Here is a 25,978-nt window from a genome sequence, read left to right on the forward strand (position 1 = left end):
CGCGTTTTAGCCAGACGAACCTTCACCGGCCCGCAGCGAGGAGGCTATGAATCTGCGCCACCACCGCCGCGCCTTCGCCGACGGCTGACGCAACACGCTTGGTCGATCCCGAACGAACGTCGCCAATCGCGAAGACACCCTCGACGCTCGTCTGCAACGGCAGCGATTGCACGCTGCCTTCTGGGAGGTCGGTGCCCGTCAATACGAATCCCTTGCTGTCCAGCGCGACGCCGCATGCCTTGAGCCAGCTAGTATTCGGGTCCGCGCCGATGAACACGAACAGATGATGTGTTGTCATGCTTCCTTCAATGCCACCGGCACCGCGGTAGTGCACGCGTTCGAGACGAGCACCTCCCTCAAGCGCGGTCAGTTCGATACGCGTATGCAGCGTCACGTTCGGCAGCGATGCGACACGTTCGGTCAGGTAGTGCGACATGCTGTGCTCGAGGCTCGTGCCTCGAATGAACATATGCACATGCTCGGCGTGCGATGCCAGAAACACCGCCGCCTGCCCCGCGGAATTGCCGCCACCGACCAGCAACACCGGCTCCTTGCGGCACAGCCTCGCCTCGATCGGCGTAGCCCAGTAATAAACACCACCGCGCTCGAAGCGGGCGAGGTCCTCGATGGCAGGTCGCCGATACTCGGCGCCACTGGCGATAACCACAGCGCGCGCGGTAATGCGGCGGCCATCGGCTAGCTCAATGACAGGCGGTTGCTTGTCGCAATACAGCGCCTTGACCTCGCACGGGATGCCGATATGTGCACCGAACTTCTGCGCCTGAATGAACGCGCGGCCCGCGAGATCTTGCCCCGTGATCCCGGTAGGAAAGCCCAGATAGTTCTCGATGCGCGCACTCGTACCGGCCTGGCCGCCGGGTGCGCGACAGTCGAGCGCCGCGACCGACATTCCTTCGGATGCCGCGTAGACGGCCGCTGCAAGTCCCGCGGGGCCTGCGCCGACGATCGCCACGTCATAGACGTGCGTCGGATCGAACTCGGGAATCAGTCCGAGGCAGGATGCGAGCTGCCCTTCATCGGGGTTTCGCAGCACAGTGCCGTTCGGACAAACGACGAGCGGGAAGTCGTCGGGCTGCGGCATCAAGCGCTCAAGTAGTGCGATGGCCTCGGCGTCCTGGTCCGCATCGAGCGTTATGTTCGGAAAAGTGTTGCGGCGCAGGAAATTCTGCAACGCGAGGAGTCGCGCGTTACCGGAGGAGCCGATAAGAACGACACCGTGTCCGCGCTCGATCACGAGGACACGCCTTAGAATCAGTGCGCGCATGATCTTTTCGCCAAGATCAGCTTCGCTGATCATCATGGCGCTGATGTCGTCGGGCCGCACCAACACGGCTTCGACATCTTCGACCACGTACGCATCTACAACTGCGGGCTTGCTCGAGAGCTGGGTGACATCCGAGGTGAACTCGCCGCGCTGGGTGTAGGTGTGAATAATCCGTTCGTGGCCGAGGCCATCACGACCAACGATCCGGATTTTGCCCGCCAGCAGGACGAACATGCCCGGGCAGAGGCTTCCCGCGCGATAGAGCAATTCGCCTTTGGCGTAGCGCGACAGGCTGCCGAAGCGACGCAGCCTGTCGACTTCAGCCTCCGTGAGGACCGGAAACATCTGACGATATCGCGGATGGTCGCGCACGCTCGGGTCGTCGACGACCTCGCCGTCGTCGATACGCGCCGCATTGCCTGCCGGCTGCCACGCGGGCGTACCGCTACCTGGCCTTGACTCGTTGCTCATCGGGGATTCTCCTCCAGCGGCTGGTCGAAGCCGCCACCGAGTGGTCGACTGTCGTCGCTGCCGACAGCCGAAGGCTCCGCAATATCAGACGAAAATGGAACGGCTGCTGAATATTTCCGTTCGCCATTCTTCGGCGGTTACCGGGGCGCAAGGTTCTCATCACTACATTGATACAACCGCCCCCGAAATATGACAACGTCCAGGCGACGGAGCATGGAAGAACCGGGCGCAGCAGCGCCCGATTGCCATTACAGCGACGGCACAACGCCGTCTTTTTCTACGAGAACCACGTGCGCTTCAAAGACACCTTGCTGAGCGGGGGTCACGACGACGATCACCTTCTTGCCCGATGTGAGGTCGGCTCGCGTCGCCGGAGCAAAGGTCACGACCGGCACGTTTTCCGGCACTGTCACCGTTTTACTGCCTCCCTTATAGGAGAGCTTGAGTTCGCGACCACTGGCAGCTGTAACGAGTCTGTCCACGTTGGCATTCGTCATCGTGCTGTCAGGTCCAAAATCATAGGCAAAGTGCCCTTCCTGTGTGCCACGTGCTGCTTCCGGAAAGAGCAGCACTGACGTAGCAGTCAGCTTTCCGTCCGGACCCGAAATTGCTGGCGTCCCAACATACGATCCCGCTTTGACGTCGGAGAGCTTGACCACCTTGAGAGCCGTTACCGCGACGTCAGGCTTGACTTCGATCGAAACAGTGTCACCGCTGTGACGATGTACCGTCAGGACGTCGCCGCGAAGCGACACAATTTCGCCGCGGATACGTTCGGGCTTGACGTCGGACGTCTGCGCGAACGAGACGCAGGCCAATGTAAGGGTGGCGAGAAAAACGCACAGGTTCTTGTGCATTGACATATAGATTCTCCAGATATGCTGGCTGTCTTGAAGACAGTTAGATCCCGCTTAGGACCCACCGAACCCGTTGCTGGTGAGTGGGGGTGACCCGTTGCAACGGACAGATCTGTCGGCTGGTTTCTGAGCAACGGGTGCACCCTGCTACCTTGCCTGCCGCGCCGCCGAGATGATTGCGGCAGCGACTTCTTCAGGTTTCGACAGCATCGGTACGTGACTCGCCTCCACATTGACGACCGTAGCGCCGATGTGTTTGGCCATCTTCATCTGGAAGGCGGGACCGACTATATGGTCTTTCGTCGTGAGGACATACCAGGACGGCTTGTCGTGCCAGGCTGCGTGACCGATATTTTCGGCGAGACAGCCTGAAAACCACGGCTCTTGTGTCGCAGCGAGCAGACGCGCTTGCGCCCGCGAAACATCGGGCGCGAAATCTTCCGCGATCGCCTTGTCGGACAGCGTCAGGAAACCCGCAGCGTCCTTATGAATCTCGGCTGCCCATGACGGTGCCGGCAGGTCTTTTTGAATGTCGTTAGCCGATTGTCCGTTGTCGGGAGCGAATGCTGCGACATACACGAGTGCCTTGACCTTGTCGTCGTTGCCCGCCTGCGTGATGACAGAGCCCGCCCACGAATGGCCGACGAGCACGACTGGACCATTTTGCCGCTCGATCGCGCGGGTCGTTGCCGAAACGTCATCGCCGAGGGACGTCAGGGGGTTTTGCACAGCCGTCACGTGCAGGCCCTTTGCTTCGAGGAGAGGAATGACCTTGTCCCAGCTCGATCCGTCCGAGAAGGCACCATGTACCAGAACGACGTTCTTGCCTGCGAGGTCCGGGTCGGACGCGGCCTGCGCAGTGGCAGTGGATAACAGACAACCGGCGACGGCCAGCGACAACGACCATTTCTTTATCAGCGTGTTCAAAACAGTACCTCGTTAAAAAAGGCAGGAATGGAAGCGGCGATATCGCACACGCGCGTCGTCAGTTTCCGCGGGTTCGATCTGCGCCGTCGATACGGTAAGGAGTCCAATAAATACTGTTGAAAGAGCAAACCTTGCGCTCGATCCGTATCGCTAGAAACACGTCGGATAGTGGAACAGCACGTCGCTACAGGCAACGTGATTTACTACTTCCGCCGCGCAAAACAGTTCATACACCACGTAACGAATGTCGACGGAATAGACCGTGACGCGACGCGTTAGTATGTTGGGACAATTTATCTACCAACCGGAACGGAAGCCGCTCCCACCAGCGCCACTGCCCGCTCGCGTGCAGCCTGTCTCGCCGCGTGATCGACTTCTGGACCCAGCAGCGTTTTCTCGACGACGACCGATTCGACGTCGGTGACGCCGATGGATCGCAGCCACGCTTCCATAAACGGCCGCTGAAAATCGAACGAATGGGCAGGTGTGTTCGAGTCGATTGAATAGTCGAGGCCTCTCGCATAAATCACCACCGCTTTCTTGTTTTTCAGCAAGCCCTGGAGCCCACGCTCATCGAATGAGAACAGGATGTTTCGCTGCGACACGACGTCGATGAAATGCTTGAGCTTGTACGGAATGGAGAAATTCCACAGTGGCACGGAGAACAGCAACGTATCCGCGTCGTGCAGCCGCTGCGCGAGGTGCCGGATCCCCGCCCACGCCTGCTGCTGGGCTTCGCTGAGCGTCGTGCCGCGCAGGTCCGCGTATTTGGCATCGAGCGCGTCGCCGTCGAATTCCGGCAACTCGATCGCCCACAGGTCGAGCACGTCGATCGGATGATCCGGATGAGCGTCGCGCCAGGCCTCCAGATAGGCACGTGCAACATCGAGCGACGCAGACCGCGTCTTGCGTGGCGACGATTCGATATGCAGCAAGGTCGGCATGGGAATACTCCAGGTGTGTTGACTGCCACCATCAGAACATATTTCGATTCAAAATATAAACGAAGTATCATCGTCGTATTCAGTGGTATTCGCACTGTATAGGAAAGGACTATCCCATGTTCGATACCGTTCTGCTGCGCTCTTTCGTGGCTGTCGTCCAGGAAGGAGGCTTTACGCACGCCGCGGCCCGTCTCAATCTGACGCAGTCCGCGGTTAGCGCGCATGTGCGGCGTCTGGAGAAGCAGACCGGCCGCGAGCTGCTCGCGCGCACCACGCGCTCGGTCACGCTCACGGCGGACGGCGAGCTGCTGCTGGGTTACGCGCGCGCCATCCTCGCGCTCAATCATGACGCGCGGGCGCAGCTGTTTCGCGGACCCAGCGAGGGCGCGATCCGGGTCGGCCTCTCCGAAGACCTCGCCAACGTCAGGCTGATGAATGTCATGCAGGCGTTCGCGGTGCGCTACCCGCGCATCGCGTTCAGCGTCAGGGTCGGCATCCCGGCAGAACTGCTGCACGCGATGGATCAGGGTGAATTCGACGTAGTGATCGGTGGACGCTGCCACGATGCACGCCCCGGACACGTGCTGTGGCGCGAACCGCTCGTCTGGGTCGGTGCGGAGTGGGCATCGCTCACGCCTGGCGCTCCCGTGCCGCTCGCGCTGTTACCGGAACCGTGCCCGTATCGTGAGGCTGCACTGGCCGCGCTCGCCCGCGCCGGCGTCGATTACCGGATCGCGCTGGTGTGTGCGAGCGGCGCCGGCCTGTGCGCCGCCGCGCAGGCCGGTTTTGCGGTGACGCCCGTCGTGCAGTCGCAACTCGCGCACGGCTTGCATGTGATCGCGCCCGATGCCGGCCTGCCTGCATTACCCGATGTCGAGTTCACGATGTTCGCGGCACCAGGCGCATCGGCGCCCGTTGCCGACGAACTGGGCAACGCGATCGTGCTGGCATTCGCGCACAGAAGTTAAACCGGGGACGTGCGGTGGAACCGGGCCATGGGGGCTGCGTCAGGCGAACGTCCGGCAGAGTGGCCGGAACTGGAAACGCTTCAGGAAGCGGAAATCTCGAGTGCCTTTTGCGCCGCCAATACGGTCTTATAGACGGCGATGCAGCGTGTGTATAGCTGCTCGCCCGCGTGCGTGACATCCACACGCCGGGTCGTTCTCGTGAGAAGAGAGGCCCCAAGCTTCTGTTCCAGGTCGGCGACGGCGCGACTCAACGTCGACTTGCTTACGCGAACTTCCTTCGCGGCTGCGCTGAAGCTTCTGTGCTTGACTACGCACGCGAAGTAGACAAACTGATTTGCCTCGATCATGGTCGAGTGAATTCCTGTCTGTCGTGTCATGGTATATCGCCTTGTCGATCCGGAGTTAGTGCTTCAGCACTTACTCCGGTCCCATGCTACGCGGTCGATCAGGACGGCCGGCGCGAGCCGCATCGTATCAACGATGCGAAGCAGGCTCGCAGCCGGCGGTATCAACGTTCCGGCGCGCTTACGCGCTCATCCACGCATGATCGACTCCGGATGAACGGGGCGATCGACACGGCCCCGCACCGCAGGTCACAGACCACTGAAGTGGCTGCCCTGATTCGCGCGTCGAAGAGAAACGATGACAGGCATGGCGCGATCCCTCAGGGTTCCCCGGCTTCGGCCAGCGCCGGATAGTCGATATAGCCGTGCCCGTCGCCGCCGAAGAAGGCGTTGGGGTTTGCATCGTTCATCGGTGCGCCGGTCTTCAGGCGCGCGACGAAATCCGGGTTGGCCAGCACCATCTGACCATACGCCTCGAGATCGGCGAGCCCCGAGGCCACATCGGCCCCAATCGCGTCACGGGGGCGGCCCGGCCGGTTCAGGATCAGCGTGCCCGTCCAGAGCTTGCGAATGTCAGCCAGCAGCGGTTCGTTGCCCTGATGCGTGACATGCAGGTACGCCAGACCGAGCTTGTCCAGCTCAGCCACCAGATAGCGGTAGAGCGCCGGTCCTTCGGCGCCTTCGTCGATGCCCCACCGCGCCAGGCCGGGCGACAGGCGGATGGCCGTCCTGTCAGCGCCGATTTCCTCAGCGATTGCAATCGCCACCTCAATGGCAAAGCGGGCACGGTTTTCGATCGAGCCGCCATACTCGTCGATGCGAGCATTGGCGCTTGATGCAAGGAACTGATGGACCAGGTAGGCATTCGCACCGTGGATCTCGACGCCATCGGCGCCGGCCTCGATCGCGCGGCGTGCCGCGAAGCGGAAGTCGGACACCGTCTGGCGCACCTCCCCGGTCGTCAGCGCACGCGGTACCGGAATGTCCTGCATCCCCCTGGCCGTGAACATCGGCGTATCGGGCGCCGCGATGGCCGAAGGCGCGACGCTCTGACGATGATGCGGCGTGTTGTCCGGGTGCGACATGCGCCCTGCGTGCATGAGCTGGATGAAGATATGGCCACCGCGCTCATGGACGGCGGAGGTAATCTTTTTCCATCCCGCCACATGCGCATCGGTATAGATGCCCGGCGTGGCAAGATAGCCCTGACCATCGTCAGACGGCTGAGTGCCTTCAGTCACAATCAGGCCGACGCTCGCGCGCTGCGCGTAGTACTCCGCGGCCAATTCTCCCGGCGTGCCGTCAAACCCGGCGCGGCTGCGGGTCAGCGGCGCCATGACCAGGCGGTTCTTCAGTTCCAGCCTGCCGAGGCGAACGGGCGCAAACAGGCCATCAAGTACGTTCGTAGTCACGATCAACTTCCTTTTCAAAGATGTGTGAGCTACTGTACAAACGAGGAGATTGTTGAAAAAGTGGCTAAATCCAATAAGTTTATCTACGTGAATAGATAATCGACATGGACCAGTTGCTTGCCATTCGCGTGTTCGCCCGCGTTGTCGAAGCGGGCGCATTCACGCGTGCCGCCGACTCGCTCGACATGCCGCTCGCCACGGTGAGCAAACTCGTGCGTTTGCTGGAGCAGCATCTCGGCGTCAAGCTGCTCCAGCGAACGACGCGACGCGTTACGGTCACGCCCGACGGTGCCGCGTACTACGAGCGCACCTCGCGCGTGCTGAAGGAGCTCGAAGACATCGACACGGGTTTCGCCAGCGCACATCAGCGTCCGCGCGGGCGGCTGCGCATCGACATTGGCTCGGCGAACGCAAGCTGCGTGTTGATCCCCGCACTGCCCGATTTCATTGCGCGATATCCCGACATACGTGTCGATCTGGGCGTGAGCGACCGACAAGTCGATCTCATTGGCGAGAACGTAGATTGTGTCGTCCGCGGCGGTAGCGTCGACGAGCTCTCGCTCATCGCACGTCCGCTTGGCCGTGCATCGTGGGTGACATGCGCGGCGCCCGATTATCTGAAGCAGCACGGCAGGCCGACGCATCCCGACCAGCTGAAAAGCGGCCATCGCATCGTGAGCTACGTCTCGGCCCGGACTGGACGCATCATGCCGATGCGTTTTCAGAAGGGCAGCGAGCGAATCGAAATCGGCGGCTCACAAGGCATGGGTGTCAACGAGAGCAACGCCCATGTCGCGGCTGGGCTGGCCGGCCTCGGTCTGATTCAAACCCTCTCCTTTGCTGCGAAGGACGCGATCGCGCGTGGCGAGCTTCTGCCTGTTCTGCCGGCGTGGCAACCGGATCCGTACCCCTTCTTCCTCGTGTATCCGCCGGACAGGCATATGAGCCAGCGGTTGCGCGTCTTCATCGAATGGGCGACGGAGCGGTTTGCACACAAGTTCGATCGGGCAACGTAGGCGTCGTTATCGAGAAGACGATCGCGGCCCTGGAAACCGCTGGAATCACGTTTATGGATGCGCCCTCCGCGGCCTGGAACCAGAGCCTCGATACACGGGCTCCGGGCCGCGGGCAGGACCTCGACAGTATCCAACGTCGGGGCATCCTGGTGGACGGCAAGGCTGACGGAAGGATATTGCTGCAGCGGTTTACCCGACGCCAGCTCGGCCCGGTCTTCTTCGAGATCATCGAGCGACGCGGGGAGGACGGTTTCGGCGAGGGCAATTTTAAGACGCTGTTCGAATCCCAGGAGCAGGACCAGGCTCGGCGGGGATCGCTTGGTCTCAAGTAGTTTAACCACCACCTTTTTATCTTTCAGGGCACTTGTCATGCATGCTTCCAAAACGACAGTCGTACTCGCGAACCCACATCCCGTTCTCGGCAGCACCGAGGTCTTCAGGACATTTAACTACGCGCCTGCAGTGGCCGCGGGCGGGCTGCTATTTGTAGCCGGCCAGATAGGAATCCGGGCTGACGGCACCGTTCCCGGCTCCGTCGAAGAGCAGATCGACCTTGCGTTCCAGCGATTGGGCGCGGTGTTGGCAGAAGCGGGGCTCGATTTCGGGGACCTCGTTGAGCTCGTCACCTATCACGTTGGTATCGATAAGCAACTGGCGGCATTTCGCGAGATCAAGGACCGCTACATCAAAGAGAATGCTCCCGCATGGACGATTCTCGGGGTAGCAGCGTTGGCGAGGCCAACCCTCCTGGTTGAAATCAAAGCGGTTGCTGCGACACGCAACGTTTGATCGCTTGAGCGATATTGCTAACAGAGATGAGCCGGCCGGAACCGTGCACCCCAAGGCCCAGGCGCAAACCGCGAGCGTTCGCCTCAGCGTCGTACGCTCGCAGAATCGTTGCGCTGTGGCGATCACTGCCTGGTCAGCATCCGGAGGATTTTCTGCACGATGAGTTCATGCTGCTCCAGCGCCTCATCGAGCGTACGTGCTCCGTAGCTCTTGTTGTCTCGCGCTTCCATTCCGGCGACGCGCGTCACGAACAGCGAAGCCTCCCCGGTTTTCTGTTCGGACGCACCGCGGAAGCGGGTTGTGACCGTCACACCGGATTCGTCCAGCAGCGTGCGGCGGAAGATCAGTTCGTTCTCAGTCATCCAGCGCGACCACTCGCTGCGGTCGAACACCTCGACAGGTCTGTTCTTCGCATCGAGGACATAGAAGCGTTCCCTGCTGGACGGGACGGAGCGTGATTTCATATTTCAATGCGAAGGCGTGAGCAGGAAGCCGATTGCCTCCCGCCACCAGGTTTCGTCGACGCGGCCAATCCAGTCGTTATGTTCAGCCACCTTCACCACCATCAGTTGTCTCGGTTCGGCCAGCGAGTTGTAGAGCGCTTCGCCGAAGCGCGGCGGGACGATGCTGTCGCGTTCCGCAACCACGACAAGAACAGGGCGGCCGAACGACGCCAGGTGGGTCACGCTGTCGTATCGGTCGCGCAGCAGCCACTTCACGGGCAGCCACGGATAGTGCCAGGCGGCGACGTGCTCGAGCCGATCCCATGGCGTGATGAGCAGCAAGCCAGCGGTCTTGTCGCGTTCACGCGAGCCGGCCGCGGCCGCCACGCCGGCCCCGAGTGATTCGCCGATAAGGAGCAGCGGCGCGCCATAGAGGCGATGCGCCAGCGCGATGGTCTGTTGGGCATCAGCGACCAGACTCTCTTCGCCCGGCGTGCCGTCGCGCGGCCCGTAGCCTGGATATTCGGCGAGGATCACGCGCAGCCCGAGCCGGGTGAGCGCTGCGGCGTAGAACGAACGGTGTCCGGCATGCCCCGCATTGCCATGAAAGACGATGGCAGTGGCGCGCGCAGATCCGGCCGGCTCGGCCACGAGGCCCCGGAACGCCTCAGGTGTCGGCCAGGCGCGAAGTCCGGCGGAAACGACGTCCTCGATTGCAGCCTTCTCAGGGAAGTAGATAAAACGATCCTGCAAGATGCCGACTCCTGCGAACACAATCAGGCACGCAACGGTGAGACGCAGCATCAACCCGGTGAATTTCATCGCCTTGAGCCCGATCCATCGATCTTTTCCGTAGCGCATTCAGTTTAGCGCGCATTCGCCATAGCCTGTGTTCATGCGTGTCGTCGCGCGCCGCGCGCTGACGGCGCCGGGAGGGGCGGCTCCAAGGCAACAGGCAGGTGGCAACGACGCCCCGCGCTTGCACAGCGAACCATGGACCAGTCTTGTGCTGCATACTTCAGTGAATCACACCACCGAAAGCATCGACATGGTTGCCGACCTCGCACACTCCTGGTTGACCTGCAGCGCGCCTGTAGCTGCTGCACAGGCCGCTGGCCGCCCTCTCGTGGCGCTGGAATCGACCATCATCGCCCACGGCATGCCCTACCCGGAGAACGTTCGCACTGCGCGCGAAGTGGAGGCCTTGATCCGCGACCTGGGAGCCGAGCCCGCGACTATCGCGCTGATCGGAGGGCGAATCCGCATCGGCCTTTCGGACGACGAACTGGAACTGCTCGGCCGCTCGGACCAGGTACACAAAGTCAGCCGCCGCGATCTGCCGGCCGTGCTGGCCGGCGGCGGGCTCGGCGCCACGACAGTGGCCGGCACGATGATATGTGCCGCGCTGGCCGGCATTGAGGTCTTCGTCACCGGAGGCATTGGCGGCGTGCACCGGGGCGCGCAGGAAACGTTTGACATCTCGGCCGACCTGCAGGAACTGGCGAAGACCTCGGTGGCGGTGGTCTGTGCCGGTGCGAAGTCCATCCTGGACATCGGGCTCACATTGGAATATCTGGAAACGCACGGCGTGCCGGTGCTCAGTTGCGAGCAAGACAATTTCGCTGCGTTCTACACACGCGACAGCGGCTTTCGCGCGGACTTCAGGCTGGACGACGCGGCGGAGCAGGCACGTTTCATCCGCACCAAGTGGGACCTGGGCCTCGAGGGCGGTGTGGTGTTGAGCACTCCGGTGCCCGAAGCGGCAGCGATGACGTCCGACGAGATCGACGCGCTGACTCAGCAGGCGCTCGCCGAGGCCACGGCGCAAGGAATCACCGGTAAGGCCGTGACACCCTTCCTGCTGGCTCGCATCAAGGCGCTGACGAGTGGCCGCAGCCTGGCGACAAACATCGCGCTCGTGAAACACAATGCCGAGGTCGGGGCACGGCTGGCGCTGGCGTTGGCACACGCAGAGCGCGGGACAGGCGCGGCGTAGCCACCGGAACGTCCGTTCTCTACCAGACTTCGCGTCAGCTTCCAGCGACCGCTTCTTTAACAGCCGCCCGCCCTCGAGCATCCTGCATGCAGTTGACGCATCTACCACATTCATGTGATTGAGCTAGCCGGAAAAGCGGCGTACTTTGCAGACGGATACCGTCAGCGGTCAAAAATCGCTTGACCGTCAGGATGGTCGGTCACTTCATGAACAGGGTAGCTTCAGGAGAGCAGACATGAGCAAGAAAGTTGCCGAGATTATTGTGGACACACTCGCCGCGGCGGGCGTAAAGCACTGCTACGGGATCGTGGGCGACACGCTGAATCTCATCGCTCACCACATTAACGAGAGCGACATCGAGTGGGTCCATGTGCGCCACGAGGAGGCGGGAGCGTTCGCCGCCGAAGGCGAAGCCATGTTGACCGGCAACTTGACGGCCGTTGCGGGAAGCTGCGGCCCTGGCAGCCTTCACTTCATTAACGGGTTGGTGGACGCCAACCGTAATCGGGCTCCGGTTATCCTGATCGCAACCCAGGTGGCGAGCGAGGAAATCGGCTTCAACTTTCCTCAAGAGTTGGACTTCAAGGCGATCTACGGATCGTGCAGCGTGTTCTGCGACATGATCATTACGCCGGAGCAGGCGCGACGCAAGACGGTGATTGCCTGTCAGACCGCCATTGCAAAGGGTGGCGTGGCCGTGCTGATCGTTCCGGTTGACATTGCCCATGCCAATGCGAGCGATGACGTCCCGTATTCGGTCCACACGAATGTGCCCGTTGTCCGGCCGAGTGACGCAGACCTCGACCGTGTCGCTGAAATCCTCAATTCAGGCGACAAGATTGCGATCTATGGGGGTTCGGGATGTCGTGGCGCCCACGCTGAAATCCTTGCGGTAGCCGAGCGGCTCAAGGCGCCCATTGCACACACGTCCCGCGCAAAGGACGTGCTTGAGCACGACAACCCGTACAACGTCGGCATGACCGGCATCATCGGCGGGGAAGCGGGCTATCTGGCGGTATCCGAATGCGAGACTTTGCTGATGCTTGGCGCTGACTTCGCGTGGCGGCAGTTCTACCCGGATACGGCCAAAATCGTTCAGATCGACCTCGCACCCGATCATCTCGGCCGCCGGCATCCGGTCACGCTGGGGCTCGTTGGAGATATCAAGTCCACGATGGAGGCGTTGCTGCCACGCCTTAAACCGCGCACGTCAACCGAGTTCCGCGACAAGCTGGTCGAACGGTACGCCCATGCGCTGGAAACCCACCGCGCCAAGGCCGTTCCGTCGAGCCGCGGGACGATTCCTCCCATCTATCTGACCGAGCTGATCAACCGGCACGCAGCGAGCGATGCGCTCTTCTGCGCCGACGATGGGACGCCCACTGTCTGGCTTTATCGGCATATCGAGACGAACGGAAAACGCCGGGTGTTTTCGAGTCTGCTCCACGGCACGATGGCGGCAGCCCTGCCGATGTCATTGGGGCTGCAGAAGTGCCAGCCTGGACGCCAGGTGATTTCCATGTCCGGCGACGGGGGTCTCGCCATGCTGTTCGGTGAGCTCATGACGGTCGTGCAGGAGAAGCTGCCCATCAAGGTGGTGGTGTTCGACAACGGCAAGCTTGGATTTATCGACATCGAACAGAAGTCCGAAGGCATGCTCCCGCTCTATACGGGCCTGCAAAACCCGGACTTCGGCAAGGTCGCCGAGGCGATCGGATTATGGGGGCGCACGGTGACGAAAGCCGATGAGCTCGAAGATGCAGTCGTCACATGGTTGAACGAGCCCGGCCCCGCGCTTCTGAACGTCAAGGTCGATCCGATGACGCTCGTGATGCCGCCGAAAATCGAGTGGGGGGCTGCGTACGGAATGGTCCTCTATTCAGCGAAAGCCATGTTGCAAGGGCAGTCCGCCGACGTGTTCGCCATGATCCGCGAAAATTTATAGGACTTGCCGGGTTAAGCGGGGCGCGGTCGTCCGGGGTCGCCGTATGCTTGCCTTGCGAGACGATCTGGGTTTTCGGTCTTCGTCGCCTACACTGGATGAGGTCGATCAACGTTTGAGGAGTCGAGCATGAAGCGGCCAGCCAGATTTGTTCGTGTCGTCGTCGCGACTGCCGTGTGCGTGGCGACAGGATCTGTCCTCGCTCAGGGGCTCTCGATGGTGACCGACATGAGGGCACCGTCTAACAGCCCGAGACTGATGCCCAACGCGCCACGCGGCAGCGAGTATCCCGCACACGGCAACATTCAGGCCGGAGAGATGAACCTCAATCCGACCGATCCGCGAGCGCAACTCGTGAACGGCCTGCCGAACAATCCACAAGGCGGTGCGTATGGGTCGCCGCTCGCCGGTGTTCGGACATATGTGCAACCAGGCATGCAGTAACCTGACAGCCTGCCCGCAGGCGGGTGGGGCGCGGCACGGCTTCTGCGCAGCCCGCGCCGCACCCGACGCTGACAGGGCGTATCAATTGAACTGGGGTCGCCCTCGACCCCTGATTCATCTGCGAACTCCCGGGTGATGCGCTGAAGGGAGAGCCGATAGACGTCGTTCCTTATCGGCCATCTACGGCCCTTCGTCCGTGCATTCAGATGGACATTCGAACGTCGCTTTCGCTCAGGTACCGGACACTGAGGTACAGACTCGATCCACCAGGTCGCTGGCCATTCGGGACACTCCGCCATTTGGTCGTTTGTAACAAGCGGACCAGCTGATTTTCGCCGCGCGGGCGGGTGCCGCCGTCGGGATCCAATCTCGTATGACTCAGGTTTTGGTACCCTTTCACGGTGAGTCGTGTTTCTTTTGGCAGAATTCGGAAGTTCGCGGGGACCGCCGTGAAGGTTGGTCAGTGGGCGGCAGAGCCGGGGTCAAAATTCCGTGAGTTAATACGTAGCGATCAGGTTGGTCTACAGCAGATGAAAAGACAGTTCGAGAGACATGCACAACGCAGCGGCCGGGCATATCCCGGGCGGTCGGGCCGCTCGACAATTCGATCGAACCAGGCACAAACGGAGATTCGCGCAGTTCGCACTGGGCCGGTGGGCTTGCTGGTTGATTCGGAAGCCGGTTTCCGTGAAAACGGGCGGCTTCAGCGCTGGTCGCAACAGTGCGATGAGGGCGCCCGTCTTTGACTGCTGCCAACATTCTCGCGCCACACCTGACGCCACGCGGTCACCTGCTTGCGGTGCCGGAAGACGCCGCGCCACTATTGGCGGATGAAACGCGACTGCGGCTTGACAGTTCTTTTGCGCTTGGCGCGGGGCATGGCCTGCTGCATCTGGGAACGGCGGAAATCGGCCGCATTTTGCCGCCCGCATGGGCCTGGTGGCGTGATTTTGCCGCGCGCTACGTCGCCGCCTTGTGCGCTACGCCCGAAGGCGGAGAGATCGCGGTCGCAACGCCTGCTGCCAGGGATTTCGATGCCCTGATTGCCGATGCGCCGCCGATGACGGGCGGGGAGTATCTCACGCCAGATGTGCTGACCACGCTGTGGGGCGAGATCAATACCGCCTTGCACCAGGAACTGGCGACCGCAAAAGTCTCGCTTCAGGATTTCCTCAAGCTACGTCACCCGGCCTGGAATCTCGTCGGCCGCGTCCATTTCAACCTCGCTGAGAACCGCAAGGACCCGGAGTCACCGTTCGCCTTCCTGGCGACTTACACCTCGCGCCTGTCGGCCCATGGCAAAGCGCAACATCAGCCACTGTCGCAAGCCCTGGCGGAATTTTCCGGAGCGAGGAGTCGTGCGCAGCTTTTGTCGCTGCTGCTGCCGGTGCAGCGCGCCGCGGAGCATTGCGATTGGCTTCGCGAAATGGTGGATACAGGGGAGATATACCATCCGTTGCGCTGGACACCGCTTGATGCCTACCGTCTTCTCACAGACCTGCCCAAACTCGAAGCCGCAGGTATTGTCGTTCGCACGCCAGGCGTCTGGCAGTCGGGCCGTCCGGCTCGTCCCGTTGTGAAAGCCAGCGTCGGCGCACGGCCGCCTTCGCTCCTGGGCAAGGAAGCGTTGCTCGACTTCAGCATGGAGGTGTCCCTCGACGGCGAGCGTCTCAGTGCCTCTGAGGTCAGGGATCTGCTCAAAGGCGCTGACGGCTTGCAACTCATCCGTGGTCGCTGGGTCGAGGTGGACAACAAGAAGCTCAGTCGTCTCCTGAAGCGATTCGAGGCGATGGAAACGGCGGCAAAAACCGGTCTGCCCTTTAATGATGCCCTACGCCTTCTGGCGGGTGTTTCGCTCGACGATAGCAGCGACTCCGCTGACCGCGACTGGTCGCAGCTTGTTGCTGGGCCCTGGCTGGCCGACATCTTGCAGGAGTTGCGTCAGCCGGAGGGGTTGGCGCAGATCAGCCCGGGACCGGAACTCAAGGCCAGCCTGCGGCCCTACCAACAGGCCGGCGTGCAGTGGTTGTACCTGCTCACGCGGCTCGGACTGGGCGCCTGCCTGGCGGACGATATGGGCCTCGGCAAGACCATGCAGGTACTCTCGCTGTTGCTCGTGCTGAAGCGCGAAAGCGCCGAGGCGCGGCCCAGTCTGCTGGTCGCCCCCGCGTCGCTGCTGGCCAACTGGGCGGCGGAGGCCGAGCGCTTTGCCCCCGGTTTGCGCCTGTTGATCGCCCATCCGTCGGTCATGCCGGCGGCCGATTTGCGCGGGCTGGACGCCACGCGGCTTGCGGACATCGATCTCGTCATCACCAGCTTTGGCTCACTTCTTCGCCAGCCGGTACTGGGGACCATCCAATGGCGCGTCGCCGTCGTCGATGAAGCGCAGGCGATCAAGAACCCGGGCGCGAGGCAAACGATACAGGTCAAGCAGCTCCTTGCACAATCGCGCATCGCGCTGACCGGAACCCCCGTGGAAAACCGCCTTTCCGACCTGTGGTCCATTTTCGATTTCACCCACCCCGGTCTGCTGGGCTCAGAGAAAGTCTTCGCCAGATTTACGAGGCGGCTGGCGAAGGCCGAGCACTTCGGCCCACTGAGAACGCTCGTACGGCCGTACATCCTGCGCCGCCTGAAGACCGACAAGCGGGTCATCGACGACCTGCCGGACAAGACCGAACTCAAGGCCTGGTGCCACCTGAGCCCGAGCCAGGCGGCGCTTTATCAGCGCGCGGTGAAGGATCTGGCCGCCGCGCTTGAAGACGCCGAAGGCATCGGTCGCAAGGGTGTAGTGCTGAGCTTCCTGATGCGCTTCAAACAGATATGCAACCATCCGTCGCAGTGGTTGGGCGACGCGGCGTGGAAGGCCGAAGACAGCGGCAAGTTCGCCCGCTTGCGGCAACTGGCCGAAGTCATTGCCGCAAAGCAGGAAAAGGTGCTGGTATTCACCCAGTTCCGCGAGACGACTGAGCCGCTGGCGGCATTTCTGGGTTCAATCTTTGGTCGCGAAGGTCTGGTGCTCCATGGTGGCACTCCGGTAGCCAGGCGCCGGGAACTGGTCAAGCGATTCCAGAAAGATGAGCTGACGCCCTTTTTCGTGCTCTCGCTCAAGGCGGGTGGGGCGGGTCTGAATCTCACCGCCGCTTCCCATGTGATCCACTACGATCGCTGGTGGAACCCGGCCGTGGAAAATCAGGCGACTGACCGTGCGTTTCGTATCGGCCAGCAGAGGAACGTCCTGGTGCATAAGTTTATCTGCCGTGGCACGATCGAGGACGGTATCGACCAGTTGATCGAAGCGAAGCAGCAACTGGTGAAGGATGTGCTGGAGGGCGGCGCGGAACTCCTGCTCACCGAGATGAGCGATCGCGAATTGCTCGATCTTGTGAAGCTCGACGTTCATGCCGCGCAAGAAAACTGATCGTCAAGAGGAAGCGCAATGGATTACGGGGATTGGAAGCCTTATGTCTCGGTCGCCGAGCGCAGAAAAAAGGCCGAACGGGCCGCCGCCAGGGCGAAGAAGGCTGGTGCGGTCCTGTCGCCCATCGCGCCGTATCGGGGTGCCATCGCCAGGACCTTCTGGGGCAAGGCCTGGTGCGACAATCTGGAAGGCTACAGCGACTATGCCAACCGCCTGCCGCGCGGCCGTACCTATGTGCGAAACGGTTCAGTGATCGATCTTCAGATTACGGCAGGCGAAGTCCGCGCGAAGGTAATGGGTTCGAGCCTCTACACGGTCGCCGTGACCGTGACGGCGTGTCCTGCAAAGCAATGGCGAGCGATCGGAGCCGATTGCGCGGGGTCGATTGATTCGATCGTGGAACTCCTGCAGGGCAAGCTCTCGACAGCCGTGATGGAGCGCATGTGCAAACCTGGCACCGGTCTTTTCCCTGCGCCGAAGGAAATCGCGTTCAATTGCAGTTGCCCGGACTGGGCATCGATGTGCAAGCACGTTGCTGCCGTGCTCTACGGCGTCGGCGCACGGCTCGACCAGCAGCCAGAATCCCTCTTCACCTTGCGCCGGGTCGATGCCAATGATCTCGTCAGTCAAGTCGGTGTCGGTCTGCCTGAATCGAGAAAACGCCCGGCTACCGCCAAAGTGCTTGACGACGCGTTGGTGGCCGATGTGTTTGGCATCGAGATGGCCGAAGCTTACCCACCGGCGAAGCCTGTTGCCGGACGTAAGAAGCCATCGGCAGGTAAGGTGACAGCAAAGAAGGCGGTCAGGTCGGCTGTCTCGACAATCCGGAAGCCACCCGCGACCGCGAAGACTGCGGCGGACAAAAAGCCGGTAACAAAGAAGTTGCCAGTCAAGTCATCTGCTGGGCCGCGTAAATCAGCATCTGGCAACGTCGTTACCGGAAAGGCAAACGTGGCGAACTCGACTGGAACGCCGAAAGAGGCTGCAACAAGGAAGCGAGCCAGTGCTCAACCGGTGAAAGGTAAGTCCCGCTAAACTCCGATTCGCTTTCGTCTGCGTATTCGATATCGACGAACGGGCGACGGTAGGAGACAAGCGCTCCTTCGGGTTGGTGGCGCCCGGTCGAGTGAACCGGCAGAAGCCACCCTACGGCTCGCGGGGCAAAGTCAAGTCGCGTGAGCGACGCGGAGGGGATCGGCAGTGTTCGGAAGGGTTGCGCGAAGGCGAACCACTGTGCGCTGGCTCACGAGGCCAAGCAGCAGGCTCACGTCCTCGTTGCTGCGCCCGGCGAGCAATTGCCGGCGCGCATAGGTGTTGCGCAGGACACGGGGACTCATGTCCGGGGCGTTGAAGTTGATCGCTTCGAGGGCGTCGCGCACGATCAGTCCTAGAAGCATGTCGTTCATCATTTTTCCGCCGCGCGGCGCGGGGAACAACAGGCTGTCGTCGTCCCGAAGCGTCGCTTGTCGCCAGACTTCCAGCGCGGGGACAGCGAAGCCGGGAAGCGTTACCTTGCGCTCGTCGCGTGCACCGCGCTTCGGCACGAAAACGTGCGGCCGCACGGCGTCAATGACCAGGTGGCCCGTGCAGGCTGAGCGAATCTCCGCAGCGGTGATGCCCGTTCCGAGCAGCAGGGCGACTATCGCGCGGTTGCGACATTCACGGTCCGGATCGCCCGGTCGAGGCTGAACGAACGCCTGCAGACGCTCGTCCGCGCCCTGGTCAAGAAAAAGTGGTTGCGGTTCATCGTCAGGCCACGCCTCGTTGCGAACAAAGTCGACGGCGGGATTGCCCTTGCGCACACCAATCTCAACCAGATGACGGCACAACCGGTCGACCAGCTTTGCGTACCGGATGCGGGTGGTCGTGCCGGGAGCACACCGATTGTCGACCTCGGCGAAGAACGATTCGAGGTGTTCAGCGCCAAAGGTGGCCAGCGTAGCGCGGTGGTTCGTGAGATGCCGCATGAAGCGATCGAACATCGCGGCGTGCTGGGTGATCGAGCGCGAAGAAAATGGCCGCCGGTCGGCCCCCGCGGCATCGAACGACTGCCATTCCCGGTACGCATCGACCGGTTGCTCCAGCCAACTGGAAAAGGGATTCATCTCGATCTTATATACTGAATTAGCCACATCCGCTCGCACTGCGAATCTCCGATTCGCCAGCTGGTCTATAAGCGGAAGGGGTGGCCTTGCCCCGGTAGTGTGCCGCAATCGCTTCCATGCAGGCTACCGCGTCGTCGGCGACGATCCGCGCGGAGCACGCGATCATCGGGTTTTCGGCAGGCCAAGGTCCTCAACGAGAAAGCCTCGTTCGCACAGATCACCTTGCGGAGAGAGTTGTCATAGCTAACTCTTCAGGCGCTCATTGGGAGCCGTGGTGGACGTCGCGCTACGTACGCACTGGCGCAGAGGGCATGCGTCGTGAACCTGGCATCGTGATCATGTGATTGCGCAATTGCCACCGCAACGACTCAGCCGTGGTTGTCCACCCATGCGCGAGCCCAGCTCAGGCCGACCAGTTGGGCCTCTTCTTCGGTTTCAAAGGCGCCGAGCACGCCCGAGGCTTCAACAAGCCTGTTGTTCTGGGTAATCGTTCCGCTTGCCGCATATCGTTCTGGTTGAAGGATGTCCTCCTGCTGAACGATAGCATGGCCCCAGATACGGTATCCCCTGTAGTTCTCAACTTCCATCAGCGCGAAACCTCGACCTTGTAGCGGCGTGAGTCAACGCGAAGGATATTTCCTTCCGGCGTGATTTGCCGCGGAATCTGGGACATGTCCGGAGCAGGATTGCGCGCCACGTCGGCGGGGGCGTGGTGCGTCATGGCGAGCTTCGGGGCAGGGGCTGGGATGTGACGTGCTCGTGTCCTGACCGCATGAGCCGCGGTATGCCTTTGCTTCAAGGGTTGCGACGCGTTCCTGGATTGATGGACTCCACCTTGAGCTTCGGGCGGATTCCAGACTTCGATATACCGCTCACCCGCGAACACCATCGACGTGCACACGAGCAACAATAGCCCACAGCCTGCCTGTCTCACTTTTTCTTCCCCATATTGCGACGCTTCAACCAGTCGGCACACCGGACCGCCTCTCCCACGCATGTGCCATCGCAGCCGGGGCAAAGCTGCCGGTCGCGAAGGGATTCGTCCACCTGCCACGCGTTGGTGCTCGACGCACTGGCCGTTCCGACGGACGTGCCATTTTCACATACGTAGAAGACGGGTTCACCCGCTTTCCCGCGACAAATGATGTCATCGATGGTGGTGTCGCCGAATGCATCACGCAGGTCGGCGATGAATGCAGCTAGCTCCGGCATCGGATGAGGAGTGGGTTTCCTGGTACGCATGTCCATAGGGAGCCTCGATATAAAAGTGTCAGTTCAATTTCGCGGATTTGAGTGTAGGATACTGTATAAATATACAGTCTTTTACAATCCCATGTCCGCACCTTCCGTCCGCGCAGAAGAGATTCACCCGTCCCTGTGGCGGGCGTCGCAGCTCGCGCGCAGCCGTGGACGGGTGATTGATACCGGTTATCCGGCCCTGTCAGCCGAACTTCCCGGTGGTGGCTGGCCGGTCGGTGCGCTGGTCGACCTGCTGGTCCAGCAGGCGGGTGTGGGGGAGCTGCGGCTGCTGCGACCGGCGCTCAGCGCCGCGGACAAGCGGCCCATCGCGTTCGTTCAGCCGCCGCACACGCCTGACGGTCTTGGGCTGAGCTATATCGGCCTTTCCCTCGCGCAGGTGTTGCGGGTCAAAGCACAAAAAACAGCGGACGCGCTGTGGTCTGCAGAGCAGATTCTCCGGGCCGGCAGTTGTGGCGCGCTTATCTTCTGGGCGCAGCATGCGCAGGCTTCGTCGCTGCGCCGGTTACACCTTGCGGCGCAGTCGTCGGAAACCCTGTTCATCATGGTCCGGCCACTGGCTGCGGCGCAGGACTCGTCGCCTGCGCTGCTGCGGCTGGCGTTGCGACCGGCACCGGACGGCCTGACCGTCGACATCGTGAAACGACGAGGGCCCACGCGCACGGAGCCTCTGTCGATTCCCCTTCAACCCACACCTGTTCTGCTTTCCCGCCATGCGCGTCTTTCTCGCCGTCCACTTGCCGAAGTTGCCGCTCGAGGTCTTCAGACCGAACTGGTCGTCTAAGCCGCCTCATGGCAGTGTGGTACTGGAGAAAGACAAGGTGGTCATTGCGGACAGTGCGGCGCGCGCCGCTGGCGTGCGTCCGGGGATGAAACGCGGCGGTGTGCTGACCCTGTCGCCGGAAACGGAAATGCACGAGCGTGATGCAGGCCGCGAAGATGCGGCGCAATGCGAAGTGGGTATCGCGCTGATGAGGTTTGCGCCCGAAGTGACGCTGCTCGACGAGGCGACCGTCGTGGTTGACGTCGGCGCAAGCCTGCGTCTTTTCGGCGGACTGCTCGCGCTGTGCCGGGAGGCGAGAGCCGTGCTCGCGACACTCGGGCTGACCGCACGCATCAGCGCCGCGCCCACCGGGCAGGGCGCATGGCTGCTGGCGAAGTATGCGAGTGGACCGGGTGCGCGGCGCGTGCTGAAGCTCGCCACACTCGAAGAGCGGCTGTCCGCGCTGCCCATGCTGGCCGTCCCCGAAGTCCGTCCGTTCTCTGACTGGTTCACGGGCCTCGGCTGCGAGACCATTGCCGACATCCGGCGCCTGCCGCGCGCGGGCCTGCAGCGGCGATGTGGCGAGCATCTGCTCGATTCGCTCGACCGCGCATTCGGCACCGCGCCCGAACTGTTCGACTGGCTTGAGTTGCCCCCTACGTTCTCGGCCCGCATCGAGATGCCCGACCGCCTTGAAGACGCCGACGGCGCGGTCTTCGGCGCGCACCGGCTCATCGTGCAGCTGTGCGGCTGGCTGAGCGCGAAACAACTCGCGGTGACTGCCATTCAGCTGTCGCTGGAGCACGAGCGCGGACGCAACGCTATCGAACCCACAGTCATCGACGTCGCTCTGGGCGAGCCGACATGGCGCGAGGACCATCTTGTGCGGCTCCTCAAGGAGCGGCTGCATCGCATCGAACTGACAGCGCCCGTCATCGCACTGCGGCTCGATGCGTCGAAGGTCGAAGCCGCCGCGCCCGCATCGGACACCCTGTTCCCCGAGCCCGGCGGTTCTCCCGAGGACCACGCACGGCTCCTCGAACTGCTGGCGGCAAGGCTGGGCGAAGAGAATGTGCTTCGTCCGGCGCCGACACCCGACCACCGGCCCGAGGTGGCCAACCAGTGGGTGCCGGTCAGTCAGAAGCAGAAAAATATCGAGCTTCCCGAAGGGCTGCCGCGGCCGACCTGGATGCTGGATAAGCCTGTGCGCCTGCTGATACGGCAGCACCGGCCGTTCTACGGTTCGCCCTTGCGTATGGTGTCGCCCGGCGAGCGAATTGAAGCGGGCTGGTACGACGGCGGGCTCATCACGCGTGACTATTTCGTCGCGCAGGGCGACGACCAGAGCTGCTACTGGGTGTACCGCGAGCGCGTCAGCAGCCGGGATGCCGAAGAAGAGCCGCAGTGGTTTCTGCACGGACTGTTCGGATGATGCACCATGGATTCGACCTTCACCGCGCTGCCGGCGTACGCCGAGCTGTTCTGCTTTTCGAATTTCACCTTCCTGCATGGCGCGTCGCATGCAGAGGAGCTCTCTGAACGCGCCGCGCAACTGGGTTACTCCGCACTCGCGGTCACCGATGAATGTTCGCTCGCTGGCGTGGTCCGCGCGCACGTTGCTGCGAAGGAAGCCGGGCTGTCATTCATCGTCGGTTCGTATTTCCGGCTGGTGAACGCCGATGGCTCGCCCGCGTTCGGGCTGATTCTTCTTGCCCGGAATCGTGAGGGCTACGGCAACCTGTCCGAACTGATAACCCTCGCTCGCACCCGTGCGCCCAAGGGCGAATACCGGCTCAGGCCGCAAGACCTCTCGCGGCCCGAAAAGGAATATCGGCACCTGCGCGGCATGCCCGACTGTCTGGCGATTCTGGTACCGGATTTTCCGGCAAAGGAAGAGGTGCTTGACGCGCAGGTTGAGTGGCTCGATGACACTTTCACTGGCCGGGCGTGGGTCGGCCTTGTGCTGCATCAGCGCGCCATGGACGACATTCACCGTGGCTCGGTCGAGTTCATTGCCCGTCAACAGGACGTCCCTGTGGTGGCGCTTGGTAACGTCGTGATGCACGTCCGTTCACGCAAGCCACTTCAGGACACGATGACCGCCATCCGGATCGGCAAGCCCGTCCATGAGTGCGGCTACAGCCTCGCGCCCAATGCCGAGCAGCACCTGCGCTCAAGGTTGCGACTGGCCAACCTCTATCCTGGTGACGCGCTTGCCGAGACGGTGAACATTGCCGGTCGCTGCACATTCTCGCTCGACGAGTTGCGGTACGAATATCCCGACGAACTCGTTCCAGACGGCTTCACGCCGGCGGCTTATTTGCGACAGGAAACCTGGATCGGCGCGCAGCGGCGATTTCCCGCTGGTATTCCGCACAACGTTCAGGAGCAGATTGAGTATGAACTGGAACTCATCGCGGACCTGCAATACGAGCCTTACTTTCTGACTGTGTACGACATCGTCCGGTTTGCCCGCAGTCAGCACATCCTCTGCCAGGGGCGTGGGTCAGCGGCCAACTCTGCGGTCTGCTATTGCCTCGGGGTGACCGAAGTGGACCCTGCACGCGGCAACATGTTGTTCGAGCGTTTCATCTCAAAGGAGCGCGGCGAGCCACCGGATATCGATGTCGACTTCGAACATCAGCGGCGCGAGGAGGTTATCCAGTACATCTATCGCAAGTACGGTCGCGACCGGGCAGCGATTGCAGCGGCCGTCTCGACATACCGTCCGCGTGGTGCGCTGAGGGAAACAGGCAAGGCCCTGGGTGTCGACCCGCAGATAGTCGATGCGGTGGCGAAATCCCATCACTGGTTCGACGGCCGCAAGGACCTGCTCAAGCGCTTCGCGGACTGCGGCCTCGACCCTGAGACGCCTCTGATCCAGGCGTGGGCGTCGCTTGCCACGCAGCTGCTGGGCTTCCCACGCCACCTGTCGCAGCACTCAGGTGGCTTTGTCATCAGTCGAGGCAAGCTGACACGGCTGGTCCCTGTCGAGAACGCTGCCATGGCCGAGCGCAGCGTCATCCAGTGGGACAAGGACGACCTTGAGTCGCTGGGGCTGCTCAAAATCGATGTGCTCGCCCTCGGGATGCTGTCAGCCATCCGGCGCACGCTTGACCTTGTCTCGGAGCAGCGCGGCGAACGCTTTGAAATGCAGGACATTCCGCCCGAAGACCAGGAAACCTACGACATGATTTCGCGCGCGGATACGGTGGGCGTGTTCCAGATTGAATCGCGTGCCCAGATGAGCATGCTGCCCCGGCTGAAGCCACGGATCTTCTACGACCTGGTCATTGAAGTGGCGATCGTGCGTCCCGGCCCGATTCAAGGTGGCGCTGTGCACCCGTATTTGCAGCGTCGTCAGGGATTCGAGCCGGTCACCTATCCCAGTGAGGCGCTGAAAATCGCTCTATCGCGCACACTAGGCGTGCCGATTTTCCAGGAACAGGTGATGCAGGTTGCGATGCTGGCCGCAGGTTTTACGGCGGGCGAAGCCGACCAGTTGCGTCGTGCGATGGCGGCATGGAAAAGGAAGGGAGGACTTGAAAAGTACTACGACCGCATTGTGAATGGCATGAAAGAACGCGGCTATGAACAGGCGTTCGCGGACGGCATATTCCAGCAGATCAAAGGGTTCGGTGAGTACGGGTTTCCGGAGAGCCATGCGGCGAGCTTCGCGCTGCTGGTGTACGCCAGCAGCTGGCTCAAACGGCATGAGCCGGAAGCATTTCTGGCGGCGATGCTGAACAGCCAGCCGATGGGGTTCTATTCGCCATCCCAGTTGGTCCAGGACGCGAAGCGGCATGGTGTTGTGGTGCTGCCAGTTGACGTGACCATCAGCGGATGGGATTCCTCGCTCGAGCAGGGGACTGATGGCAGCAGACCCGTCGTACGTCTCGGTCTTTCGCTGCTGCGCGGCATGCGGGATGGGTCCGCCGAACGCATTGAGACCGCCCGGGCGGTGCGGTCATTCGAGAGCGTAAGCGACATGGCCCGCCGTGCGCAGCTTGATCGTCACGACCTGCAGGTGCTCGCCGCGGCCAACGCGCTTTCCTCGCTGGCAGGCAACCGCAGGGAGGCTTTGTGGCAGTCGGTTGCCGCGGTACCGGACAGGGACATGCTGGCGTCGGCAATGCTGGAGGACGAGACGCCCGTGCTCGGTGCGCCGTCCGAAGCTGACGACATCGTGTATGACTACCGTTCGATGGGGCTGACGCTGGGACGACACCCGCTGGAACTCCTGCGCCCGCAACTACTCTCGAACAGATTGATGCCGGCGTCCACGCTGCAGACCTATCGAAATGGGCGGCTCGCTCGCGGCTGTGGCATTGTTACGGTACGTCAACGACCCGATACCGCGAAGGGTGTCATCTTCATCACGATTGAAGACGAGACCGGCAATGTCAATGTGATTATCTGGCCGAAGGTACTGGAGCGACAGCGCAAGGAAGTGCTGGGCGCGTCTTTGCTCGGCGTACTCGGCGTATGGCAGTGCGAGGGTGAGGTCCGGCATCTTGTTGCTCACAAGCTGATGGACATGTCGCATCTGCTCGGTGAGCTGCCATCGATAAGCAGGAATTTTCATTGAGGCTAC

At 62.0% G+C, this 25,978-nt stretch carries 23 protein-coding genes; 12 read left to right on the top strand and 11 right to left on the bottom strand.

The window, feature by feature from the left end:
• Positions 1 to 22: 22 nt before the first annotated feature.
• The 4 genes from P3T23_RS39595 to P3T23_RS39610 all read right to left on the bottom strand — a co-directional run bounded on the left by P3T23_RS39595 (position 23) and on the right by P3T23_RS39610 (position 4,484).
• The gene (locus P3T23_RS39595; RefSeq protein WP_429321499.1) at positions 23 to 1,756 is read right to left on the bottom strand and encodes an FAD-dependent oxidoreductase; all 1,734 of its coding nucleotides are present in this window, start codon (positions 1,754 to 1,756) and stop codon (positions 23 to 25) included.
• A 248-nt stretch (positions 1,757 to 2,004) separates the two neighbouring features.
• A complete protein-coding gene (locus P3T23_RS39600) occupies positions 2,005 to 2,619 on the bottom strand; it encodes a hypothetical protein (protein ID WP_429321500.1) in 615 nt (204 codons plus the stop codon).
• 141 nt (positions 2,620 to 2,760) lie between these two features.
• Entirely contained in the window at positions 2,761 to 3,540 is a 780-nt protein-coding gene (locus P3T23_RS39605; protein WP_429321501.1) for an alpha/beta fold hydrolase, read from the bottom strand.
• A 293-nt stretch (positions 3,541 to 3,833) separates the two neighbouring features.
• Positions 3,834 to 4,484, bottom strand: a complete 651-nt coding sequence (locus P3T23_RS39610; RefSeq protein WP_429321502.1) for an FMN-dependent NADH-azoreductase — start codon at positions 4,482 to 4,484, stop codon at positions 3,834 to 3,836.
• Positions 4,485 to 4,600: 116 nt separating this feature from the next.
• Between P3T23_RS39610 and P3T23_RS39615 the strand changes: the two genes are divergently transcribed.
• On the top strand, positions 4,601 to 5,452 hold the full coding sequence (locus tag P3T23_RS39615) for a LysR substrate-binding domain-containing protein (RefSeq protein ID WP_429321503.1): 852 nt from the start codon (positions 4,601 to 4,603) through the stop codon (positions 5,450 to 5,452).
• A gap of 80 nt (positions 5,453 to 5,532) precedes the next feature.
• Here P3T23_RS39615 and P3T23_RS39620 read toward each other — a convergent pair whose 3' ends face one another.
• Positions 5,533 to 5,829, bottom strand: coding sequence for a LysR family transcriptional regulator (locus tag P3T23_RS39620; protein WP_429321504.1), 297 nt, complete (start codon positions 5,827 to 5,829; stop codon positions 5,533 to 5,535).
• A 287-nt stretch (positions 5,830 to 6,116) separates the two neighbouring features.
• Positions 6,117 to 7,208, bottom strand: a complete 1,092-nt coding sequence (locus P3T23_RS39625) for an alkene reductase (protein WP_429321505.1) — start codon at positions 7,206 to 7,208, stop codon at positions 6,117 to 6,119.
• Between the two features lie 104 nt (positions 7,209 to 7,312).
• Between P3T23_RS39625 and P3T23_RS39630 the strand changes: the two genes are divergently transcribed.
• From P3T23_RS39630 to P3T23_RS39640, 3 genes are read left to right on the top strand one after another with little or no spacing between them, the layout of a single operon-like run.
• Positions 7,313 to 8,224, top strand: coding sequence for a LysR family transcriptional regulator (locus P3T23_RS39630; protein ID WP_429321506.1), 912 nt, complete (start codon positions 7,313 to 7,315; stop codon positions 8,222 to 8,224).
• Positions 8,225 to 8,277: 53 nt separating this feature from the next.
• Positions 8,278 to 8,556: a hypothetical protein gene (locus P3T23_RS39635; RefSeq protein ID WP_429321507.1), complete on the top strand. Its 279-nt coding sequence runs from the start codon at positions 8,278 to 8,280 to the stop codon at positions 8,554 to 8,556.
• Positions 8,557 to 8,593: 37 nt separating this feature from the next.
• Positions 8,594 to 9,013: a RidA family protein gene (locus P3T23_RS39640; protein ID WP_429321508.1), complete on the top strand. Its 420-nt coding sequence runs from the start codon at positions 8,594 to 8,596 to the stop codon at positions 9,011 to 9,013.
• Between the two features lie 122 nt (positions 9,014 to 9,135).
• On the opposite strand, the gene P3T23_RS39645 is transcribed toward P3T23_RS39640, so the two are convergent.
• Both P3T23_RS39645 and P3T23_RS39650 read right to left on the bottom strand, forming a co-directional pair.
• Positions 9,136 to 9,477 (bottom strand): hypothetical protein, encoded by a 342-nt coding sequence (locus P3T23_RS39645; protein ID WP_429321509.1) that lies wholly within the window; start codon positions 9,475 to 9,477, stop codon positions 9,136 to 9,138.
• A 3-nt stretch (positions 9,478 to 9,480) separates the two neighbouring features.
• The gene (locus tag P3T23_RS39650) at positions 9,481 to 10,278 is read right to left on the bottom strand and encodes an alpha/beta hydrolase (protein WP_429321531.1); all 798 of its coding nucleotides are present in this window, start codon (positions 10,276 to 10,278) and stop codon (positions 9,481 to 9,483) included.
• Positions 10,279 to 10,504: 226 nt separating this feature from the next.
• On the opposite strand from P3T23_RS39650, the gene P3T23_RS39655 reads away from it, so the two are divergent.
• The 5 genes from P3T23_RS39655 to P3T23_RS39675 all read left to right on the top strand — a co-directional run bounded on the left by P3T23_RS39655 (position 10,505) and on the right by P3T23_RS39675 (position 18,294).
• Positions 10,505 to 11,452: a pseudouridine-5'-phosphate glycosidase gene (locus P3T23_RS39655; RefSeq protein ID WP_429321532.1), complete on the top strand. Its 948-nt coding sequence runs from the start codon at positions 10,505 to 10,507 to the stop codon at positions 11,450 to 11,452.
• Between the two features lie 235 nt (positions 11,453 to 11,687).
• On the top strand, positions 11,688 to 13,397 hold the full coding sequence (locus P3T23_RS39660) for a thiamine pyrophosphate-dependent enzyme (protein ID WP_429321510.1): 1,710 nt from the start codon (positions 11,688 to 11,690) through the stop codon (positions 13,395 to 13,397).
• A 126-nt stretch (positions 13,398 to 13,523) separates the two neighbouring features.
• Positions 13,524 to 13,838, top strand: a complete 315-nt coding sequence (locus P3T23_RS39665; protein WP_429321511.1) for a hypothetical protein — start codon at positions 13,524 to 13,526, stop codon at positions 13,836 to 13,838.
• 742 nt (positions 13,839 to 14,580) lie between these two features.
• Entirely contained in the window at positions 14,581 to 17,259 is a 2,679-nt protein-coding gene (locus P3T23_RS39670; RefSeq protein WP_429321512.1) for a DEAD/DEAH box helicase, read from the top strand.
• Between the two features lie 18 nt (positions 17,260 to 17,277).
• Positions 17,278 to 18,294, top strand: coding sequence for a hypothetical protein (locus P3T23_RS39675; RefSeq protein WP_429321513.1), 1,017 nt, complete (start codon positions 17,278 to 17,280; stop codon positions 18,292 to 18,294).
• 131 nt (positions 18,295 to 18,425) lie between these two features.
• On the opposite strand, the gene P3T23_RS39680 is transcribed toward P3T23_RS39675, so the two are convergent.
• The 3 genes from P3T23_RS39680 to P3T23_RS39690 form a co-directional block, all read right to left on the bottom strand.
• Positions 18,426 to 19,364, bottom strand: a complete 939-nt coding sequence (locus P3T23_RS39680; protein WP_429321514.1) for a tyrosine-type recombinase/integrase — start codon at positions 19,362 to 19,364, stop codon at positions 18,426 to 18,428.
• Positions 19,365 to 19,732: 368 nt separating this feature from the next.
• Entirely contained in the window at positions 19,733 to 19,951 is a 219-nt protein-coding gene (locus P3T23_RS39685) for a hypothetical protein (protein ID WP_429321515.1), read from the bottom strand.
• Positions 19,952 to 20,294: 343 nt separating this feature from the next.
• Positions 20,295 to 20,612, bottom strand: coding sequence for a hypothetical protein (locus tag P3T23_RS39690; protein ID WP_429321516.1), 318 nt, complete (start codon positions 20,610 to 20,612; stop codon positions 20,295 to 20,297).
• An 85-nt stretch (positions 20,613 to 20,697) separates the two neighbouring features.
• On the opposite strand from P3T23_RS39690, the gene imuA reads away from it, so the two are divergent.
• The 3 genes from imuA to P3T23_RS39705 are packed head-to-tail and all read left to right on the top strand — an operon-like array spanning position 20,698 to position 25,972.
• Positions 20,698 to 21,405, top strand: a complete 708-nt coding sequence (gene imuA / locus P3T23_RS39695) for a translesion DNA synthesis-associated protein ImuA (protein ID WP_429321517.1) — start codon at positions 20,698 to 20,700, stop codon at positions 21,403 to 21,405.
• Complete coding sequence (locus P3T23_RS39700; RefSeq protein ID WP_429321518.1) at positions 21,335 to 22,816, top strand: Y-family DNA polymerase; 1,482 nt, start codon at positions 21,335 to 21,337, stop codon at positions 22,814 to 22,816. The genes imuA and P3T23_RS39700 overlap by 71 nt, the downstream gene beginning before the upstream one ends.
• A 6-nt stretch (positions 22,817 to 22,822) precedes the next feature.
• Positions 22,823 to 25,972 (top strand): error-prone DNA polymerase, encoded by a 3,150-nt coding sequence (locus P3T23_RS39705; protein ID WP_429321519.1) that lies wholly within the window; start codon positions 22,823 to 22,825, stop codon positions 25,970 to 25,972.
• Positions 25,973 to 25,978 lie beyond the last annotated feature (6 nt).

It is taken from the genome of Paraburkholderia sp. GAS448 (assembly GCF_050435685.1).
Taxonomy (GTDB): Bacteria; Pseudomonadota; Gammaproteobacteria; order Burkholderiales; family Burkholderiaceae; genus Paraburkholderia.

Excerpts from the sequence above, each read along its gene's own strand:
- imuA (WP_429321517.1), top strand. The coding sequence starts at position 20,698 with ATGTCCGCACCTTCCGTCCGCGCAGAAGAGATTCACCCGTCCCTGTGG.
- P3T23_RS39630 (WP_429321506.1), top strand. The coding sequence starts at position 7,313 with ATGGACCAGTTGCTTGCCATTCGCGTGTTCGCCCGCGTTGTCGAAGCG.
- P3T23_RS39680 (WP_429321514.1), bottom strand. The coding sequence starts at position 19,364 with ATGAATCCCTTTTCCAGTTGGCTGGAGCAACCGGTCGATGCGTACCGG.
- P3T23_RS39635 (WP_429321507.1), top strand. The coding sequence starts at position 8,278 with ATGGATGCGCCCTCCGCGGCCTGGAACCAGAGCCTCGATACACGGGCT.
- P3T23_RS39650 (WP_429321531.1), bottom strand. The coding sequence starts at position 10,278 with ATGAAATTCACCGGGTTGATGCTGCGTCTCACCGTTGCGTGCCTGATT.
- P3T23_RS39640 (WP_429321508.1), top strand. The coding sequence starts at position 8,594 with ATGCATGCTTCCAAAACGACAGTCGTACTCGCGAACCCACATCCCGTT.
- P3T23_RS39645 (WP_429321509.1), bottom strand. The coding sequence starts at position 9,477 with ATGAAATCACGCTCCGTCCCGTCCAGCAGGGAACGCTTCTATGTCCTC.
- P3T23_RS39660 (WP_429321510.1), top strand. The coding sequence starts at position 11,688 with ATGAGCAAGAAAGTTGCCGAGATTATTGTGGACACACTCGCCGCGGCG.
- P3T23_RS39675 (WP_429321513.1), top strand. The coding sequence starts at position 17,278 with ATGGATTACGGGGATTGGAAGCCTTATGTCTCGGTCGCCGAGCGCAGA.
- P3T23_RS39700 (WP_429321518.1), top strand. The coding sequence starts at position 21,335 with ATGCGCGTCTTTCTCGCCGTCCACTTGCCGAAGTTGCCGCTCGAGGTC.
- P3T23_RS39655 (WP_429321532.1), top strand. The coding sequence starts at position 10,505 with ATGGTTGCCGACCTCGCACACTCCTGGTTGACCTGCAGCGCGCCTGTA.
- P3T23_RS39595 (WP_429321499.1), bottom strand. The coding sequence starts at position 1,756 with ATGAGCAACGAGTCAAGGCCAGGTAGCGGTACGCCCGCGTGGCAGCCG.
- P3T23_RS39600 (WP_429321500.1), bottom strand. The coding sequence starts at position 2,619 with ATGTCAATGCACAAGAACCTGTGCGTTTTTCTCGCCACCCTTACATTG.
- P3T23_RS39665 (WP_429321511.1), top strand. The coding sequence starts at position 13,524 with ATGAAGCGGCCAGCCAGATTTGTTCGTGTCGTCGTCGCGACTGCCGTG.
- P3T23_RS39690 (WP_429321516.1), bottom strand. The coding sequence starts at position 20,612 with ATGGACATGCGTACCAGGAAACCCACTCCTCATCCGATGCCGGAGCTA.
- P3T23_RS39620 (WP_429321504.1), bottom strand. The coding sequence starts at position 5,829 with ATGACACGACAGACAGGAATTCACTCGACCATGATCGAGGCAAATCAG.
- P3T23_RS39610 (WP_429321502.1), bottom strand. The coding sequence starts at position 4,484 with ATGCCGACCTTGCTGCATATCGAATCGTCGCCACGCAAGACGCGGTCT.
- P3T23_RS39615 (WP_429321503.1), top strand. The coding sequence starts at position 4,601 with ATGTTCGATACCGTTCTGCTGCGCTCTTTCGTGGCTGTCGTCCAGGAA.
- P3T23_RS39705 (WP_429321519.1), top strand. The coding sequence starts at position 22,823 with ATGGATTCGACCTTCACCGCGCTGCCGGCGTACGCCGAGCTGTTCTGC.
- P3T23_RS39685 (WP_429321515.1), bottom strand. The coding sequence starts at position 19,951 with ATGGAAGTTGAGAACTACAGGGGATACCGTATCTGGGGCCATGCTATC.